At 70.6% G+C, this 15,650-nt stretch carries 16 protein-coding genes, 2 tRNA genes and 1 pseudogene; 12 read left to right on the top strand and 7 right to left on the bottom strand.

Features of this window, described 5'->3' with window-relative positions; all coding sequences use genetic code 11:
- Window positions 1–59 precede the first annotated feature (59 nt).
- The 4 genes from AC1Q87_RS10735 to AC1Q87_RS10720 all read left to right on the top strand — a co-directional run bounded on the left by AC1Q87_RS10735 (window position 60) and on the right by AC1Q87_RS10720 (window position 3,268).
- Window positions 60–767 carry a uroporphyrinogen-III synthase gene (locus AC1Q87_RS10735; protein WP_492608934.1) on the top strand — a complete coding sequence of 236 codons (708 nt, stop codon included), beginning with the start codon at window positions 60–62 and terminating at the stop codon, window positions 765–767.
- Window positions 764–1,627 carry a COG4223 family protein gene (locus AC1Q87_RS10730; RefSeq protein WP_492608933.1) on the top strand — a complete coding sequence of 288 codons (864 nt, stop codon included), beginning with the start codon at window positions 764–766 and terminating at the stop codon, window positions 1,625–1,627. The genes AC1Q87_RS10735 and AC1Q87_RS10730 overlap by 4 nt, the downstream gene beginning before the upstream one ends.
- Entirely contained in the window at window positions 1,624–3,150 is a 1,527-nt protein-coding gene (locus AC1Q87_RS10725; protein ID WP_492608932.1) for a heme biosynthesis HemY N-terminal domain-containing protein, read from the top strand. Before AC1Q87_RS10730 ends, AC1Q87_RS10725 begins: the two co-directional genes overlap by 4 nt.
- Before the next feature lie 42 nt (window positions 3,151–3,192).
- Window positions 3,193–3,268: transfer RNA gene (locus tag AC1Q87_RS10720), tRNA-Thr, on the top strand.
- Between the two features lie 118 nt (window positions 3,269–3,386).
- On the opposite strand, the gene AC1Q87_RS10715 is transcribed toward AC1Q87_RS10720, so the two are convergent.
- On the bottom strand, window positions 3,387–4,283 hold the full coding sequence (locus tag AC1Q87_RS10715) for an EpsD family peptidyl-prolyl cis-trans isomerase (protein WP_492608931.1): 897 nt from the start codon (window positions 4,281–4,283) through the stop codon (window positions 3,387–3,389).
- Window positions 4,284–4,584: 301 nt separating this feature from the next.
- Here AC1Q87_RS10715 and AC1Q87_RS10710 point away from each other — a divergent pair, with 301 nt between their 5' ends.
- Window positions 4,585–4,878: a hypothetical protein gene (locus AC1Q87_RS10710; protein ID WP_492608930.1), complete on the top strand. Its 294-nt coding sequence runs from the start codon at window positions 4,585–4,587 to the stop codon at window positions 4,876–4,878.
- Here the strand turns inward: AC1Q87_RS10710 and AC1Q87_RS10705 are convergent.
- A complete protein-coding gene (locus AC1Q87_RS10705; RefSeq protein ID WP_492608929.1) occupies window positions 4,875–5,621 on the bottom strand; it encodes an SIR2 family NAD-dependent protein deacylase in 747 nt (248 codons plus the stop codon). The two genes, AC1Q87_RS10710 and AC1Q87_RS10705, sit on opposite strands and share 4 nt — an antisense overlap.
- A 278-nt stretch (window positions 5,622–5,899) precedes the next feature.
- On the opposite strand from AC1Q87_RS10705, the gene AC1Q87_RS10700 reads away from it, so the two are divergent.
- From AC1Q87_RS10700 to AC1Q87_RS10690, 3 genes are read left to right on the top strand one after another with little or no spacing between them, the layout of a single operon-like run.
- A complete protein-coding gene (locus AC1Q87_RS10700) occupies window positions 5,900–7,804 on the top strand; it encodes a HAMP domain-containing methyl-accepting chemotaxis protein (protein ID WP_492608928.1) in 1,905 nt (634 codons plus the stop codon).
- Window positions 7,804–8,268 carry a chemotaxis protein CheW gene (locus AC1Q87_RS10695; RefSeq protein ID WP_492608927.1) on the top strand — a complete coding sequence of 155 codons (465 nt, stop codon included), beginning with the start codon at window positions 7,804–7,806 and terminating at the stop codon, window positions 8,266–8,268. The genes AC1Q87_RS10700 and AC1Q87_RS10695 overlap by 1 nt, the downstream gene beginning before the upstream one ends.
- 51 nt (window positions 8,269–8,319) lie before the next feature.
- Window positions 8,320–10,608, top strand: a complete 2,289-nt coding sequence (locus AC1Q87_RS10690; RefSeq protein ID WP_492608926.1) for a methyl-accepting chemotaxis protein — start codon at window positions 8,320–8,322, stop codon at window positions 10,606–10,608.
- A 103-nt stretch (window positions 10,609–10,711) separates the two neighbouring features.
- Here the strand turns inward: AC1Q87_RS10690 and AC1Q87_RS10685 are convergent, their stop codons facing one another.
- Together AC1Q87_RS10685 and AC1Q87_RS10680 are read right to left on the bottom strand one after the other, a co-directional pair.
- Complete coding sequence (locus AC1Q87_RS10685; protein ID WP_492608925.1) at window positions 10,712–10,996, bottom strand: DUF167 family protein; 285 nt, start codon at window positions 10,994–10,996, stop codon at window positions 10,712–10,714.
- A gap of 4 nt (window positions 10,997–11,000) precedes the next feature.
- The gene (locus AC1Q87_RS10680) at window positions 11,001–11,312 is read right to left on the bottom strand and encodes a YggT family protein (protein WP_269627600.1); all 312 of its coding nucleotides are present in this window, start codon (window positions 11,310–11,312) and stop codon (window positions 11,001–11,003) included.
- Between the two features lie 125 nt (window positions 11,313–11,437).
- Between AC1Q87_RS10680 and AC1Q87_RS10675 the strand changes: the two genes are divergently transcribed.
- Window positions 11,438–11,513 (top strand) — tRNA-Ala (locus AC1Q87_RS10675).
- A 43-nt stretch (window positions 11,514–11,556) separates the two neighbouring features.
- Here AC1Q87_RS10675 and AC1Q87_RS10670 read toward each other — a convergent pair.
- Together AC1Q87_RS10670 and AC1Q87_RS10665 are read right to left on the bottom strand one after the other, a co-directional pair.
- Complete coding sequence (locus tag AC1Q87_RS10670; protein ID WP_492608924.1) at window positions 11,557–11,973, bottom strand: cupin domain-containing protein; 417 nt, start codon at window positions 11,971–11,973, stop codon at window positions 11,557–11,559.
- Between the two features lie 71 nt (window positions 11,974–12,044).
- On the bottom strand, window positions 12,045–12,908 hold the full coding sequence (locus tag AC1Q87_RS10665) for an MBL fold metallo-hydrolase (RefSeq protein ID WP_492608923.1): 864 nt from the start codon (window positions 12,906–12,908) through the stop codon (window positions 12,045–12,047).
- Between the two features lie 73 nt (window positions 12,909–12,981).
- On the opposite strand from AC1Q87_RS10665, the gene AC1Q87_RS10660 reads away from it, so the two are divergent.
- The 3 genes and pseudogenes from AC1Q87_RS10660 to AC1Q87_RS10650 form a co-directional block, all read left to right on the top strand.
- Window positions 12,982–13,350, top strand: a complete 369-nt coding sequence (locus tag AC1Q87_RS10660; RefSeq protein WP_492608922.1) for an ArsR/SmtB family transcription factor — start codon at window positions 12,982–12,984, stop codon at window positions 13,348–13,350.
- Window positions 13,310–13,840 (top strand): rhodanese family protein, encoded by a 531-nt coding sequence (locus tag AC1Q87_RS10655; protein WP_492608921.1) that lies wholly within the window; start codon window positions 13,310–13,312, stop codon window positions 13,838–13,840. The genes AC1Q87_RS10660 and AC1Q87_RS10655 overlap by 41 nt, the downstream gene beginning before the upstream one ends.
- A gap of 1 nt (window position 13,841) precedes the next feature.
- A pseudogene (locus AC1Q87_RS10650) lies at window positions 13,842–14,249 on the top strand (TSUP family transporter); the annotation flags it as partial.
- Here the strand turns inward: AC1Q87_RS10650 and ssuD are convergent.
- A complete protein-coding gene (ssuD, locus tag AC1Q87_RS10645; protein ID WP_492608920.1) occupies window positions 14,246–15,394 on the bottom strand; it encodes an FMNH2-dependent alkanesulfonate monooxygenase in 1,149 nt (382 codons plus the stop codon). The pseudogene AC1Q87_RS10650 and the gene ssuD overlap by 4 nt on opposite strands.
- Window positions 15,395–15,650: the final 256 nt, after the last annotated feature.

Genomic DNA, 15,650 nt, shown 5'->3' with positions numbered 1-15,650 from the left:
TATTCGCAACGCAGCGGATTGATTCAGACGCTGCACCTCTCCAGGGTTGCAGCTGAGCCATGAGCAGTCCGCGTCCCCTGAAGATATGGATCACCCGCGCCGAACCCGGCGCGGAAGCCACCGCCGCGCGGGTGCGCGAGCGCGGGCATACGCCGCTGGTCGTGCCGCTGCTGGCCGTACGGATGGTCGAGTCCCCGCAGATCGACCTGGCCGACGTCAAGGCGCTGGCCTTCACCAGCGCCAACGGCGTGCGCGCCTTCGTCGAGGCCTGTCCCGATCGTTCGCTGCAGGTGTTCGCGGTCGGCGCAGCCACCGCCCAGGCCGCGCGCGAGGCCGGCTTCCGGCGGGTGTTGTCGGCGGACGGCGACGTCAACGCCCTGGCCGAGGGCATCGCTGCGCGGCGCAGCGAGATCGGCGGGACGGTGCTGCATCCCGGCGCGGCCGAGCTGGCCGGTGATCTGGCCGGCGCGCTGGAGCGCGCCCGGGTCGAGGTTCGGGCGCTGACGCTCTACGACACGGTTCCGGTCGAGCCGGCGCCGGCGCAGATCGACGCGCTGGCCCAGGCCGACGTCGCGCTCGTGCATTCGGCCAAGGGCGCGCGGGCGTTGGCGCAGGTGCTGGCCGCCCATCCGCTGCCGGGCCTGAAGGTGCTCGGGCTGTCCAAGGCGGTGCTGGCCCCGCTGGCCGACACGCCGCTGGCGTCGCGGGCCTCGGCGCCCTTTCCGCTCGAAGCGGCGCTGCTGAATCTGATAGACCGTTCGGCATGAGCGACCAGCTGTCCGCCCCGCGTGATCCTGGCTCCTACTCGCGCCGCCGCGCCGGCCTGGGCGTCGGCGCGCTGATCCTGTTCGGGGTCGCCTGCGTGGCCGGCGGCTACAGCCTGGCGCGGTTCGGGCCGACGCTGCCCGAGATCTATCCCGACAAGCCGCGCGCCGGCGCGGTCGCCGAGGTCGCGCCGCTGGCCGCCCCGGCGCCGGCGCCGGAAATCACCGAGGACGCCCCGTTGGCGGCGCCGGCCCCGATCGTGACGCCGGAGGCCGCTGGCGACGGCGCCGCGGCCCAACGGCTGGATGCCCTGGAGGCCGACCGCGGCCGATTGGCTTCGGCCTCGGCCTCGGCCCTGGCGGCCAGCGCGCTGATGCAGGCGGCGCAGGGATCGCGGCCGTTCGCACCGGAGGTGAAGGCCGTGGCCGAACTGGCGCCGGGCCTCGACCTGCGCGCCTTGCAGGCCGACGCTGAGCGCGGCGCGCCCAGCCGGGCGGCGCTGGCGGCGAGCTTCCCGGACTATGCGGCCCGCGCGGCCTCGGCCGCCCGGTCGCCGGGCGACGGCGCCGGGGTGCTGGCCCGCGTCGGCTATGCGCTGAGCCGGGTGGTGGCGCTGCGCCGGGTCGGCGAGGTGCCGGGCGATGGCCCCGACGCGGTCCTGGCGCGCGCCGAACGACAGATCGACGACGGCGACATCGTCGGCGCGCTGGCGACGCTGGAGGCGCTGCCGGCCGACGCCAAGGACGCGCTGGGCCCCTGGCGCGACCGCGCCGAGCGCCGCGCCAAGATCGACCGCGAGATCGCTCGGATCCGGGCCCAGGCGCTGCAGGAGCTGTCGCAACTGGCGCGGAGCGGCGGATGATCCGCACGGCGGTCATCCTGTTCCTGGTCGCCGCCCTGGCGACCGCGATGCTGGCGATCACCGGCGAGCCGGGCCATGCCAGCGTCACCTGGCTGGGCTGGCGCGCGGACATGACCGCGGCCGCCTTCGTGCTGATCACTCTGTTTGTGGCGCTGTCGGCGATGCTGGCCTGGCGGCTGCTGGTCTGGGCGGCCGAGGCGCCGCGCCGGGCCGAGCGGGCGCGGGCCGAAGCCAAACGGCGGCAGGCCAACGAGGTGCTGACCCGCGGCTTCGTGGCGGTGGCGGCCGGCGACGGGCTGGAAGCGCGGCGGCTGGCCGCCAAGGCCGCCGACCTCGCCGACGAGGCGCCGGGACTTGTGCGGGTGCTGGCCGCCCAGGCCGCCGAGGCCGCGGGCGACGCGGTCGCCGCCCAGGCCGCCTACACCGCCATGCTCAGCCTGCCGGACATGCGGCTGGCCGGACGCAAGGGGCTGATGCAGCTGGCGCTGGCGCAGGGCGACCAGGCCGGCGCGGCGGCGCACGCCGAGAGCGCCTATGCCGAACCGCGCACCGCCCGCTGGGCCTGGCGCGCGGTGCTCGAGGCGCGGCTGGCGGCCGGCGACTGGGACGGCGCGCGCGACCTCGCCAAGGGCGCGCTGGAGCGCAAGATCATCTCGCCGCTGGTCGCCGATCGGGCGCGGGCGGCGCTGCTGGCGGCCTCGGCCGCCCAGCTGGAAGGCGACGCCGATCCCAAGCGCCGCGCCCAGGCGCTGGAGCGCGCCGCCGAGGCCGCCAAGCTGCAGCCGGGTTTCGCGCCGGGGGTGGTGATGGCCGCGCGGCTGCTCAGCCTCGACGGCAAGTCCGGCCGGGCGTCGCAGGCGCTGGAGAACGCCTGGAAGGCCGCGCCGCACCCGGCGCTGTGGCTGGCCTATCGCGACTTGAAGACCGACGAGACGCCTCGCCAGCGCGGCGAACGGCTCTGGCGGCTGGCCTCGCTGAACCCGGCCGAGCGCGAGAGCCGCATCCTGCTGGTCGAGCAGGCGCTGATCGCCGGCGATCCCGAACGCGCCCAGGAGGCGGGGCAGGCCTTGGCGTCCGAGCCGGTCACCGCCCGCATCGCCGGGCTGTTCGCGCGGGCCGCCTTCGCCGCCGGTCAGCCGGACGAGGCGCGGGTGTGGATGGCGCGCGGCGTCGGCGCGCCGCAGGAGCCGGACTGGTCCGATCTCGATCCCGAGGGCCGCGCCTTCGCCTATCAGCCGGCCGACTGGGCGCGGCTGGTGGTCAGCTTCGCCGAGAGCGGCGAATTGATCCACCCGCGTCACGAGCGGCGCGAACGGACCATGAGCGAACTGCCCGAATTGCCGATTTCCTATGCCGATTCAGCAGCTTTGCTCGCCGGGCACGGGGGCGAGCCGTCCCCCTACGACCTTGCCGACGGGGTCTATGAGGACGACGAACCGCCCCCGGCTCCGGCCCCGCGCGGCGGCGAACGGCGGCCTTCTGGAAGGCGGCGCTTGGCGAGCGCCCCGAGAGTCGCTAAGTAGGCGCTCCCTCGCGGGCCAAATCGGCCGGCGAGCGCGTACCAGGCCGCTTTAGCTCAGCTGGTAGAGCACCTCATTCGTAATGAGGGGGTCACAGGTTCGAGTCCTGTAAGCGGCACCATTTCCCCGACATCGACGACGATTGTAGGCGCGCGACGCGTCGAGCGCGGTCCGTGCGCCCGGGCACGAAAAAGGGCGCGGCCGGAGCCGCGCCCTTCGATCGGCTGGTCGGGTTCGGCCTAGGTGTTGGGGGCCGGCGCCGGCGCGGCGGGGGCCGCCGGCTTGGCGGCCGGCTTGGCCGGGTCAGGCTTATACTTGTCGTTGTAGGTGATCTTGTCCTGCGCGCCCTTGCGGATCGCCTCGATCTGGCGGCCGACAGCCTCCTGGGTGCGCATCTGCTTCAGGCCGGCGGTGGCGTAGTTGACCGCTCGCTCGCCGGTGAACGGCAGGGTGCGGCTCTCGCGGATCTGGTTGACGAACACGGCGTTGCCGCGCGGGAAGATGAAGATCTCGCCGGCCGGCAGCTTCATCAGAGTTTCGGTCAGGCCTTCCGGCGCGTTCAGCGTGTCGAGCACGGTGGTGGTGCGCTGGAAGTCCAGGTTCTCACGGCCGAGCACGGCTTCGACCTGCTCGAGGGTGGTCAGCGGCTCGAACTGCTTCATCAGCTCGGGGCTGAACTTGCCGACGACGATCTGGTCGACGACCATCACGCGGCGGTCGGCGAACATGTGCGGATGCTCGGCGACGAACTTCTCGGCCTCGGCGCGCGAGGGGCTGGCCACGGTCGCGGCGATCTTGCGCTGCATGGCGCCGACCAGCATCCCTTCCTTGGCCTGCATTTCCTGCTGGGCGAAGACCGGGGTCTTGTCGAGCTTCTCTTCCTTGGCGGTCTGGGCCAGCAGCTTGCGGGTGATGATCGACTGCAGCGCGGCCTGTTCCATGGCCTTGCGCTGGGTCGCGTCCGCCGCGGGGGCGCCGCCGAGTTCGCGGTTGAGCTCGGTGACGGTGATCTCCTCGCCGTTCACCGTGGCGACGACCTGGCCCTGGGGGGCCTTGGAGCCGCCGCCGATCATGCCGCAGCCGCTCATGGCCACGCAGGCGAGCAGCGCTGCGCCATGAGTCCAGTTCAATTTCATCGGTTTCTCCCCGAGTAAGCCCATACAGACCTTGCCGGTCCCGAGGCGCCACGTTTGCGGGCGCCGGTCAACCATGGCTGGCCGTTGATCTCTTTAACCCCGAAACATCTTAAGCTGTCACCAACAGCGCTGTTCGGCGAGGCAGGACCGCGCTGCGACGAAGCGCGACGCCCGATGTCGGCCGCCGACCCGCGGTTTCCTGGCGTTTGGTGTTGCAACTCAAGGCCGGACAAGGGAAAACCAGCCGTCCCCGCAGCCAGCGCCGCCGCGGGCCCGCCGACGAGGTCCCCAGTCCCAGCCTATGAGCGACGAACCCAAGCGCCGCCCGATCCTATCCCTGAAGAACCCCCCGAAGGTCGTCGTGCCCGAGGGGCCGAAGCGGCGTGCGCCGCCGCCGGAACCGCCGCCGCCTCCGCAGCATGACTGGAAGTGCAAGCCCTGCGGCGCCGGGCTCTCGATCGAAGACAACCTGACCGACGACGTCGTGATCCGCTGCCCGTCGTGCAACGCCAAGCTCGGCACCGTCGCCGACTTCCGCGCCGATCCGCCGCCCGCCAAGCTGCGGGCCCGGCCGACCAAGCGCGCAGGGGCCTAGGCGGCCCCGACCACCTCGCTCATCACCGGACCGATCTCGTCGTGGAGAACGATGTCGGCGGCCGGGTCCTGCTCGGTCGGCTCGCGGTTGACGATCGCCAGGGTCGCGCCGTTGCGCTTGGCCAGCAGCGGGAAGCCGGCAGCCGGATAGACCACCAGCGACGAGCCGAGCACCAGGAACAGGTCGCAGCCGAGGGTCTGGGCCTCGGCCTGGTCCATCGGGCCTTGCGGCATAGACTGGCCGAACGAGATCGTCGCCGACTTCACCAGGCCGCAGCAGGCGCGGCAGACGGGGATCTCGCCGCGCTGCGTGAAACTTTCGCGAAATTCTTCGAACTCGTGCCGCAGGCCGCAGGACAGGCAGCGCGCATAGTGCGCGTTGCCGTGCAACTCGATGACCTTGTCGTCGGGTACGCCCGATTCCTGGTGCAGGTTGTCGACGTTCTGGGTGATGACGGCGGTGGCCCTACCGTCGCGAACCAGCCTGGCGACGGCGGTATGACCGTCGTTGGGGCGCGCGCCGGTCCATTTGGCGGCGCCTGAGAACACCCGGGTCCAGGCCTCGCGGCGGCGGCCCTCGTCGCCGACGAACTCCTGGAAGTAGATCGGCTTCATCTTGCTCCACACCCCGCCAGGGCTGCGGAAATCGGGCACGCCGGACTCGGTGGAGATGCCGGCGCCGGTGAACACCACGATGCGCCGCGCCTTCGCGATCGCCTCCGCCAACTGCGCACGCCCGGCCATCTTGCTCCTCCTCGCCGTCCTTCGGCGCCAGAGAGATGGGTAGCGTGTCGCCGCTTGCAACGCCACGTCGGTATGGCCGGTATTTTCGCAGGTATTACCTGACACTCGCGTCAAGTATTGCCGGCTGAACTGGATATATTCGACATCAATGTGTCGCAAGTGCGGCGTGCGTAGACTTCACCTGCGACAATCTGTCAGGTCATCATTAATCGCGATTAACAATCCAGAAGCCTGTCTTCGCTACCGAATGCTGTGAACCGTACTGTTGGGGGCTCACAGTGAATTTCAGTAACGCGCGTATCTCGGCGAAGTTGATCATGGCGTTCGCCGTGATCCTTTCGGTCTTCACCCTGGCCTCAGCGGCCGTGTTCATGAGCCTCAGCGTCACCGTGAAGGCGGCCGAGCAGAACAATGTCAGCAACCTCAACATCCAGGACGTGACCGCGGTGCTTACCTACGCGGTCGAACAGCAGAACGCGGCGCGCGGTTTCGCGGCGACGCGCAACGCCGACTTCCTTAAGACCTACGAGACTGACGCCGCGACGGCGGACAAGAGCCTGGAAGGCTTCGCCAGCCGCACGACGCGGCCCGAGCAGAAGGAGCGCGCCGCGCGCCTGAAGTCCGAGCTCGAGGCGTGGCGGACCAAGAACGCCGAGATCATCGCCCTGGCGCGGGACCCGGCCACCGAGTTCCAGGCGCTGGCGATGATCGACGACGTGCGCCTCTCCAAGGTGCGCGAAGTGCAGGGCGAGATCCTGACCGCGCAACGCAAGCTGGTCGCCCAGCGCTGGCAGGAGCAGCAGGACGCCATCAGCCAGGCGCGCATGACCCTGGTCGGCGGCAGCCTGCTGGCGATCCTCGCCGCCGCCGCCATGGCCTGGCTGCTGTCGCGGGCCATCGCCACCCCGGTCAACGCCATGACCCGCACGATGGACAGGCTGGCCGGCGGCGACAACACCGTCGACGTGCCGGCGGTCGGCCGCAAGGACGAGATCGGCCAGATGGCCAACGCCGTGCTCGCCTTCAAGGAAGCGGCGATCCAGAAGCTGCGGCTCGAAGCCGAGGCCGCCGAGCAGCGCGCCGCCGCCGAGGCCGAACGCCAGGCCCGCGAGGCCGAGAAGGCCCGCGAGGCCGAGCAGGACGCCATCGCCATCGGCGCCCTCGGCCAGGCCATGGGCAAGCTGGCCCACGGCGACCTGACCCACCGCATCACCGTCGCCTTCGCGCCGAAGGCCGAGCAGCTGAAGACCGACTTCAACGCCGCCGTCGCCACGCTGCAGGACACCATGAAGGTGATCAGCGGCAACACGACGAGCATGCGTTCGGGCGCCGGCGAGATCAGCCAGGCGGCCGACGACCTGTCGCGCCGCACCGAGCAACAGGCGGCCAGCCTGGAAGAGACCGCCGCGGCGCTCGACGAAATCACCGCCACGGTGCGCAAGACCGCTGAGGGCGCCAATCACGCCCGCGAGGTGGTCGAGACCGCGCGCACCGACGCCGAACGCAGCGCCGCCGTCGTGCAGCGCGCGACCGCGGCGATGGGCGAGATCGAGGAGAGCTCCAAGCAGATCGGCCAGATCATCGGCGTCATCGACGAGATCGCTTTCCAGACCAACCTGCTGGCCCTGAACGCGGGCGTCGAAGCCGCCCGCGCCGGCGACGCCGGCAAGGGCTTCGCGGTCGTCGCCTCGGAAGTGCGGGCCCTGGCCCAGCGCTCGGCCGAAGCGGCCAAGGAGATCAAGACCCTGATCAACGCCTCGACCGCCCAGGTCGGCCAGGGCGTCGACCTGGTCGCCGAGACCGGCAAGGCCCTGCAGCGCATCGCCGCCCAGGTCGCCGAGATCAACGGCTCGGTGTCGGAGATCGCGGCCAGCGCCCAGGAGCAGGCCGTCGGCCTGCAGCAGGTCAACACCGCCGTTAATCAGATGGATCAGGTTACGCAGCAGAATGCGGCCATGGTCGAAGAGTCCACCGCCGCCAGCCATGCGCTCGCCAACGAGGCGGTCGAGCTCGCCCGCCTCATGGGCCAGTTCTCGATCGGCCAGGACCAAGGCCGCCCGATCGTCAGCAAGACCCCCGCGCGCGTCAGCAAGCCTGTCGCGACCCGGGGATACAGCTCCGGCGCCGCCACCGCGGCGAAACTCGAGCCGGTCGGAGAAACCGACACTTGGGAGGAATTCTGATGGAAGCCCAAACGCGCATCCCGTCGCCCGGCGCCGAGCTGATCTCGGTCCGCATCGGCGAGCAGGCCTATGCGATCGACATCATGGCGGTCCGCGAGATCCGCGGCTGGTCGGCGGCCACGCCGCTGCCGCACGCGCCGGCGCACGTGCTGGGGATGATGAACCTGCGCGGGGCGATCCTGCCGGTCATCGACCTCGGCGCGCGGCTCGGCCTCGGCCCGGCCGCCCCCAGCGCCTCGTCGGTGGTGGTGGTAGCGCAGATCGGCGAGGCCCAGATGGGCCTCGTCGTCGACGCGGTGTCCGACATCCTGACCGTCACCGAGGGGCTGATCCAGCCGCCGCCGGAAGTCGGCAGCCCGGAATCGACCGCCTATGTCAGCGGCGTGATGACCACCGACACCGGCATCGTCTCGCTGCTCTCGCTTGATCACATCCTGCCGCCGGACATCGCCGCGGCGGCCTAACGACGGTCCGTTCAAGGACCTGCGCAGTTCAGTCAGTTCGTGGGGAACTCAATGCTGGCTCGTCTATCCATCGCATGGAAGCTCATGCTTGCGGCCGGCTGCGCGATCGGCGCGCTGCTGCTGCTGGCCGCCGCCCTCGTGGCCGCCAACGCCAGCGGCATCGTCCGCGACCTGTCCAATGACAACGCCCAGGCCCTAGCCGGCAAGGCCGCCGCCGAGGTGGCCAGCGACATCGGCGAGATCCAGGGGCTCGGCCGCTCGATGGCCCAGACCCTGGGCGCGGCCCATGCCGCCGGCGTGCGCGACCGCAAGGTGCTGAGCGAGATGATCAAGCCGGCGGCCTCGGCCTCGCCGATGATCCTCGGCGCCTGGTTCATGGAGGTCCCGAACGCGCTGGACGGCCAGGACGAGGCCCACATGGGCCAGGTCGACACCGGCTCCAACAAGCTCGGCCAGTTCACGCCCTACTGGGTGAACAACAACGGGTCGCTGAGCCTGGAGCCGCTGGACACGGGCAGCGACTACGAGCAGCCGTTCTACCAGACCAGCTTCCAGAGCCAGAAGGCGGCGATCGTCGAGCCCTATCCCTATGAGGTCGGCGGCAAGACCATCTCGATGACCTCGGTCACCTTCCCGGTGATGTCGAACGGCCAGCTGATCGGCGTGGCCGGCATCGACCTCGCGCTGGACGACGTCTCCAAGCAGCTCGACGTGCTGCGTCCGTTCGGCGACGGCCGCGTCATGCTAGTCTCGCCGGCCGCCAACTGGGTCTCGCATCCGGACGCCAAGCTGCGCATGAAGCCCTATGCCGACACCGGCGTCGCCGAGCTGAAGGACGCGATGTCGAGCGGCAAGTCCGTGCTGCTCAGCGGCCTGGACCAGCCGGCCGGCAAGGTCGAGCGCCTGGTCACCCCGGCCCCGCTGCCGGGCCTGAACTCGACCTGGGCCGTGGTCATGGACGTGCCGACCGCGCACATCACCGGTCCGGCCCGCCAACTGGCGATCTGGCTGGCGGTGGGCGGCGTGGTGATCCTGGCCCTGGTGCTGGGCTCGCTGTTCGTCGCGGTCGGCAAGCTGGTGCGCCAGCCGCTGGCCGGCATCACCGCGGCGGTGGGCGAACTCTCCGCCGGCCGCTACGACAAGCCGGTGGGCGGCGCGGACAAGCACGACGAGGTCGGCGAGATCGCCCGCGCGCTGGAAGGCTTCCGCCATGGCCTGGCCGAGAACCGCGCCCTGCGCGCCGGCCAGGAGGCGGCCAACGCCCAGGCCGAGTCCGAACGCCGCCGCTCGGAGGCCGAACGCGCCGCCGTGGCCGAGCAGCAGAACGTCGTCGTCGGCGCCCTGGCTCGGGCGCTGGAGCGCCTGGCGCAAGGCGACCTGACCGCCCGCGTCGAGGCGCAGGTGGCCCCGGAATACGAGTCGCTGAAGCACGACTTCAACGTCGCCATGAGCCAACTGCAGAACACCATGGGCGTGGTGGTCGGGGCGACCTCGTCCATGCGCTCGGGCGCCGACGAGATCAGCAAGGCCGCCGACGACCTGTCGCGCCGCACCGAGCAGCAGGCCGCCAGCCTGGAAGAGACCGCCGCGGCGCTCGACGAGATCACCGCCACGGTCCGCCGGACCGCCGAGGGCGCCAACCATGCCCAGGGCGTGGTCGCCACCGCCCGCTCGAACGCGGCCGAAAGCGCCAACGTCGTGCAGCGCGCGACGGCGGCGATGGGCGAGATCGAAGGCAGCTCCAAGCAGATCGGCCAGATCATCGGCGTCATCGACGAGATCGCCTTCCAGACCAACTTGCTGGCCCTGAACGCCGGCGTCGAAGCGGCCCGGGCCGGCGAAGCTGGCCGCGGCTTCGCGGTCGTCGCCTCCGAGGTGCGGGCGCTCGCCCAGCGCTCGGCCGAGGCGGCCAAGGAGATCAAGACGCTGATCAACGCCTCGTCGGCTCAGGTCGGCCAGGGCGTCAGCCTGGTGGCCGACACCGGCAAGGCGCTGCAGCTGATCGTCAGCCAGGTGGCCGAGATCAACGGCATCGTCACCGAGATCGCCGCCAGCGCCCAGGAGCAGGCGGTCGGGCTGCAGCAGGTCAACACCGCGGTCAACCAGATGGACCAGGTGACCCAGCAGAACGCCGCCATGGTCGAGGAATCGACCGCCGCCAGCCACTCGCTGGCCGGGGAGGCGGTCGAACTCGCCCGCCTGATCGGTCAGTTCAAGACCGGCGAGCAGCCGGCCGCCGCGCCGCCGGCTCCGCGCCAGCGTCCGGCCCCGCGCCTCGCCGTCGCCGGGGGCGCGTCGCGCGCCGTCTCGGCCCGCGAAGAGGGCTGGGAAGAGTTCTGACCGCGGCGCTGACGGGGCGACCCGTCGGCCTCGTCCCTAGGATCCAGGCGGCGCTTCGGCCCAGGCTGGAGCGCCGTTTGCGTGTTTGCCCCGCAGGCGCGGGCTAGGCCTGCGGCGGCGGGCCGAGCGCGGCGTGCGCGGAGGCTTCGTCCAGACCCTCGATCTCGATCAGCTTGAGCCGGGCGCTTTCGCCCGAGACGATGCTGAGCGCCGACTTCGGGCGCTTCAGGGTCTTGGCCAGCAGCGCGACAACGGCGGCGTTGGCCGCGCCGTCGCTGGGCGGGGCCGAGACCCGAACCTTCAGATAGGGGCGGCCCTCGGGATCGAGGGCCCAGCCGTCCACCCCGTCGCGGCCGCCTTTCGGCGTCACGCGGACGGCCAGGCGCATCGGCCTAGCCGAGGCCCATCAGCGCGCCGGCGGCGGCCGGCAGCAGGTAGCGTTGGATGCCCGAGATCACCAGGATGGCGATCACCGGGCTGATGTCGACGCCGCCGAGCGAGGGGATGATCTTCTGGAACGGCGCCAGCACGGGCCGCGTCACCGCGTCGAGGAACCGCGCGACGTTGTAGACGAACTGGTTGCGCAGATTGATCACGTCGAAGGCCACCAGCCAGGACAGGATGGCGCTCGCGATCAGCGCGAACACCAGCAATCCGAGCAGCGCGTCGATGATGAAGAAGACAAAGCCGACCAGCGGGGCCATCAGAAAATCCGAGTGGAATGGGCCTCCTGTATCGGCTGGCGCGACGACGCTGGCAAGTCGCGACGCCGCATCGGCGATCAGCCGCTTGACAGACCCCGCCTTCGCCCCCTAAGTCCGCGCCTCCTGGGGCCGTAGCTCAGTTGGTAGAGCGCCTCGTTCGCAATGAGGAGGTCAGGGGTTCGACTCCCCTCGGCTCCACCAATTCCTCTCGGAATTGGTCGAACCTCAGGAAATTTCCGGACAATCAGATCTTCGTGCCGGGGCCGTCCTCGGTCAGGACGCCGTCGAAGTGTTCTTCGTTGGCGTCGGCTTCGGCCTTGGTGGCGCGCACGACGCCGTCGCGGTGCTCGGGCGGGCCATAGAGCGTGTAGAGCCGCAGGGCCTTGTCGCCGGTGTTGACGACGTTGTGGCGGGCGCCGGCCGGGACGATGATCGCGAAGTCGGCCTTCACCTTGGTCTTGACCCCGTCGATCCAGACCTCGCCCTTGCCCTTCTCGATGCGGAAGAACTGGTCGTGGGTGTCGTGCACCTCCTCGCCGATCTCCTCGCCGGGCTTTAGCGACATCAGCACCAACTGCAGGTGCTTGCCGGTGTAGAGCACCCGGCGGAAGTCCTTGTTGCTCTCCGTCAGTTCCTCGATGTCGTCGACAAAGCCCTTCATGGCGCGTCCTTTCCTGATGCTGCCTTAGCGCCCAGCCTGAGCCCGCCGTGCGGCGCCGGCCTTGATGCAAATCAAGCCTGGACCGTAACGGGAAGCTTGAGGAACACGTTCCCCGCCGGGGTCGCAGGCGGCAGGGCGCCGGCGCGGATGTTCACCTGCAGCGAGGGCAAGATCAGGGTCGGGGCTGCCAGGGTGGCGTCCCGGTCCTCGCGCATCGCTACGAAGGCGGCTTCGTCCACGCCGTCGCGGACGTGGATGTTGCCGGCTCGCTGGGCCGCCACGGTGGTCTCCCAGGCGAAGGCCTCCCGCCCGGCCGGCAGGTAGTCGTGGCCGACGAAGATCCGGGTGTCGCCCGGCAGGGCGAGGATCTTGCGGGTCGAGCGATAGAGCGTGGCTGCGTCGCCGCCCGGGAAGTCGGCGCGAGCCGTGCCGTAGTCGGGCATGAACAGCGTGTCGCCGACGAAGGCGGCGTCGCCGATCAGATAGGTGACGCAGGCCGGCGTGTGGCCGGGCGTGTGCAGCACGCCGATTTCCAGCGCGCCCAACGGCAGCACGTCGCCGTCGGCCAGCAGGCGGTCGAAGACCCGGCCGTCGTCCGCGACGTCGTCGGCCTCAAAGCGCGGGATGAAAGTCTTCTGGACCTCGGTGATCCTGGCCCCGATCACCACCTGGGCCCCGGTCTTCCGGCGGATGTAGTCGGCGGCCGACAGGTGGTCGGCGTGGGCATGGGTTTCCAGCACATAGGCGAGCGTCAGGTCCTGACCGTGCACGGCGGCCAGGACCGCGTCGGCGGAGGCGGTCGAGAGCCGGGCGGCCTTGGGCTCGAAGTCGAGCACCGGGTCGATCACTGCGGCGACGCCGGTCGATGGGTCGCTGATCAGGTGGGTCGCGGTCGAGGTGGCCTTGTCGAAGAATGTCTGTACGTGTGGGGTCATGGTCGGAGCCTCCTTCGGCGTCGGCCTATATATAAGAATTTGCTAAAGTAGAAAGAGCGCATATATCTCGGCCATGTTCGATCTCGCGAACTTCGACATCGCCCGTTTCGAGGCCAGCGCCGGGGAAGCCGCCAAGCTTCTGCGCGCGCTGAGCAACGAGCGGCGGTTGATGATCCTGTGTCAGTTGACCGAGGGCGAGCGATCGGTGGGCGAGCTATTGCCCCTGGTCGGTCTGTCGCAATCGGCGCTCTCGCAGCACCTGGCGGTGCTGCGCGAGGAAGCCGTCGTGGCCACGCGCCGCGAGGGCCAGACGATCTGGTACCGGATCGACGACCCCGCCGCGATGAAGGTGGTGGCGACGCTCGCGGAGATCTTCTGTCCTCCAGACATGAAGAAGGCCGATGACCGTTCCGACTCAACTGAACCCCAAGGACGTCGCTGACCTGCTGGCCAAGGGCCAGGCGGTGCTGTTCGACGTCCGCGACCCCGACGAATTCGCCCGCCGCCACGTGAAGGGCGCGCGGCTGCGCCCGCTGGCGAGCCTCGAGGCCGCGCCGCTGGACGTGCCGGCCGGCGCCTTGCCGATCTTCACCTGCCGCTCGGGCCTGCGCACCGCCGCCAATTGCGCGCGGCTGGCGGCGGTCAGCGGCGGCCAGGCCTTGGTGCTGGCCGGCGGCGTCGACGGCTGGGCGGCCGCCGGGCTGCCGCTGGTCGAGGATCGCAAGGCGCCGTTGGAACTGATGCGCCAGGTGCAGATCGCCGCCGGTACGCTGGTGCTGATCGGCGTCGGCCTGGGCCTGCTGGTCCATCCCGGCTTCTTCGGGCTCGCAGCCTTCGTCGGCGTAGGCCTAACCTTCGCGGGGGCGACCGGCTTCTGCGGCATGGCGCGGCTGCTGGGGCAAATGCCATGGAACCGGCCGGCGAGGGCCTAGCATGGACCTGGCGAGCCTGGCGCTGGCGGCGGCGGGCGGGGCGTTGATCGGACTGTTTCTGGCGGTGTTCGGCGGCGGCGGCTCGGCGGCCGGGTTCTTCGGGATCGGCGGCGGCTTCCTGATCGTGCCGGGGCTAATGGCCGCCACCGGCATGACTCTGGCCAACGCCGCTGCGAGTTCACTGGTCTCGGTTGTGCTGTTCGGCGCGGCGACCAGCGCCAGCTATGCGGTCTCGGGCCTGGTCGACTGGCCGGTGTTCGCGGCCCTGGTCGCCGGCGGCGGCGCAGGGGCGTTGGCGGGCGGGCCGCTCGCCGCCCGGCTGGCCGGCCACGCGGCGAACGCCCGCCGGGCGTTCGCGCTGATGGTGCTGGCGACCGCGGCCTATGTCGCCTGGCGCAGCCTGTTCTAGGACGCCGCGCGCAGGGGCGGGGCGATGAAGGACGGCGAGACGTTCGGGAACTTGAGACTGGTCTCGCCGACCTGATGCTTGAGGTTCAACTTCGGGAACAGCAGCTCGGCGACGCGGTAGGCCTCCTCCAGGTGCGGGTAACCCGAGGCGATGACCGTATCGACGCCGAGCTGGGCGTACTCCTCCAGCCGCTCGGCGATGGTGTCGGGGTCGCCGACCAGGGCGGTGCCGGCCCCGGTGCGCACCAGGCCGATGCCGGCCCAGAGATTGGGGCTGACCTCGAGGTTGGCGCGGCTGCCGCCATGCAGAGCGCTCATCCGCGACTGGCCGACCGAGTCCGAGCCCTTGGCCATCGCCCGCTGGAAGGCCTCGATGGCGTCGTCGGTGACGTACTTGATCAGCTCGTTGGCCGCGTCCCAGGCCTGGGCTTCGGTCTCGCGGACGATGATGTGCAGGCGGATGCCGAAGCGGATCGTGCGGCCGCGCTTGGCGGCGCGTTCGCGCACGTCGTCGATGACCTCCTTCAGCTGGGCCGGCGGTTCGCCCCAGGCCAGGTAGACGTCGACGTGCTGGGCGGCGATCTCGCGGGCGATGTCCGAGGACCCGCCGAACCAGATCGGGGCGTGCGGCTCCTGCACGAACGGGAACAGCAGCCGGCCCTTGTCGATGGAGAGGTGCTTGCCCTGGTGGGTGACGGTCTCGCCGTTGGCCAGCCGCCGCCAGATGTTGAGGAACTCCTCGGTCTGCACGTAGCGCTCGTGGTGGTCGAGGAAGAGGCCGTCGGCGGCCAGGGCCTGCGGGCTGCCGCCGGTGACGATGTTGACCAGGGCGCGGCCGCCGCTCAGGCGGTCGAGGGCGGCGGCCTGGCGGACCGCTTCCGACGGATGGATCAGGCCCGGGCGCGCGGCGACCAGCAGGCGCAGGCGCTCGGTGAACGGGGCGATCGAGGCGGCCGTGATCCAGGCGTCCGTGCAGTGGGCGCCGGTCGGCAGCAGCACCCCGGAATAGCCGAGCCGGTCGGCGGCGACGGCGATCTCGCGCAGGTAGCGCGGGGTCGGGGCGCGGTCGGTCTCCGGGTGGCTCAGATAGGCGTTGTCGCCCGCCGACGGGATGAACCAGAGGAAGTCGAGCGGGGACTTGGACATGGGGATCTCCTAGGCGCCGCCAGGGCGCGGAGATATATTCCTACATAATCCATGGGAATAATAGTGCTACGAGAAATCCTGAACCCCGGCCGCAAGATTCTCGACAATAGCGGGGCCGAAAGCCGCCCCAGAAAAACTGCAGCGACTCATTTCCTATTTAACCCCTAGGAATAAGGGGTGACGTCCGTCCTCCCCTTCTGGCGTCGCACCGATAGCGGAGCGGGGGGGGGGGGAGGAAGGAAAAGCCAAACCCCAC

It is taken from the genome of Phenylobacterium sp. GW823-FHT02A09, from assembly GCF_058797775.1.
The sequence above is the reverse complement of the archived record's forward strand: the minus strand, read 5'-3'. Positions and strand labels throughout refer to the sequence as shown.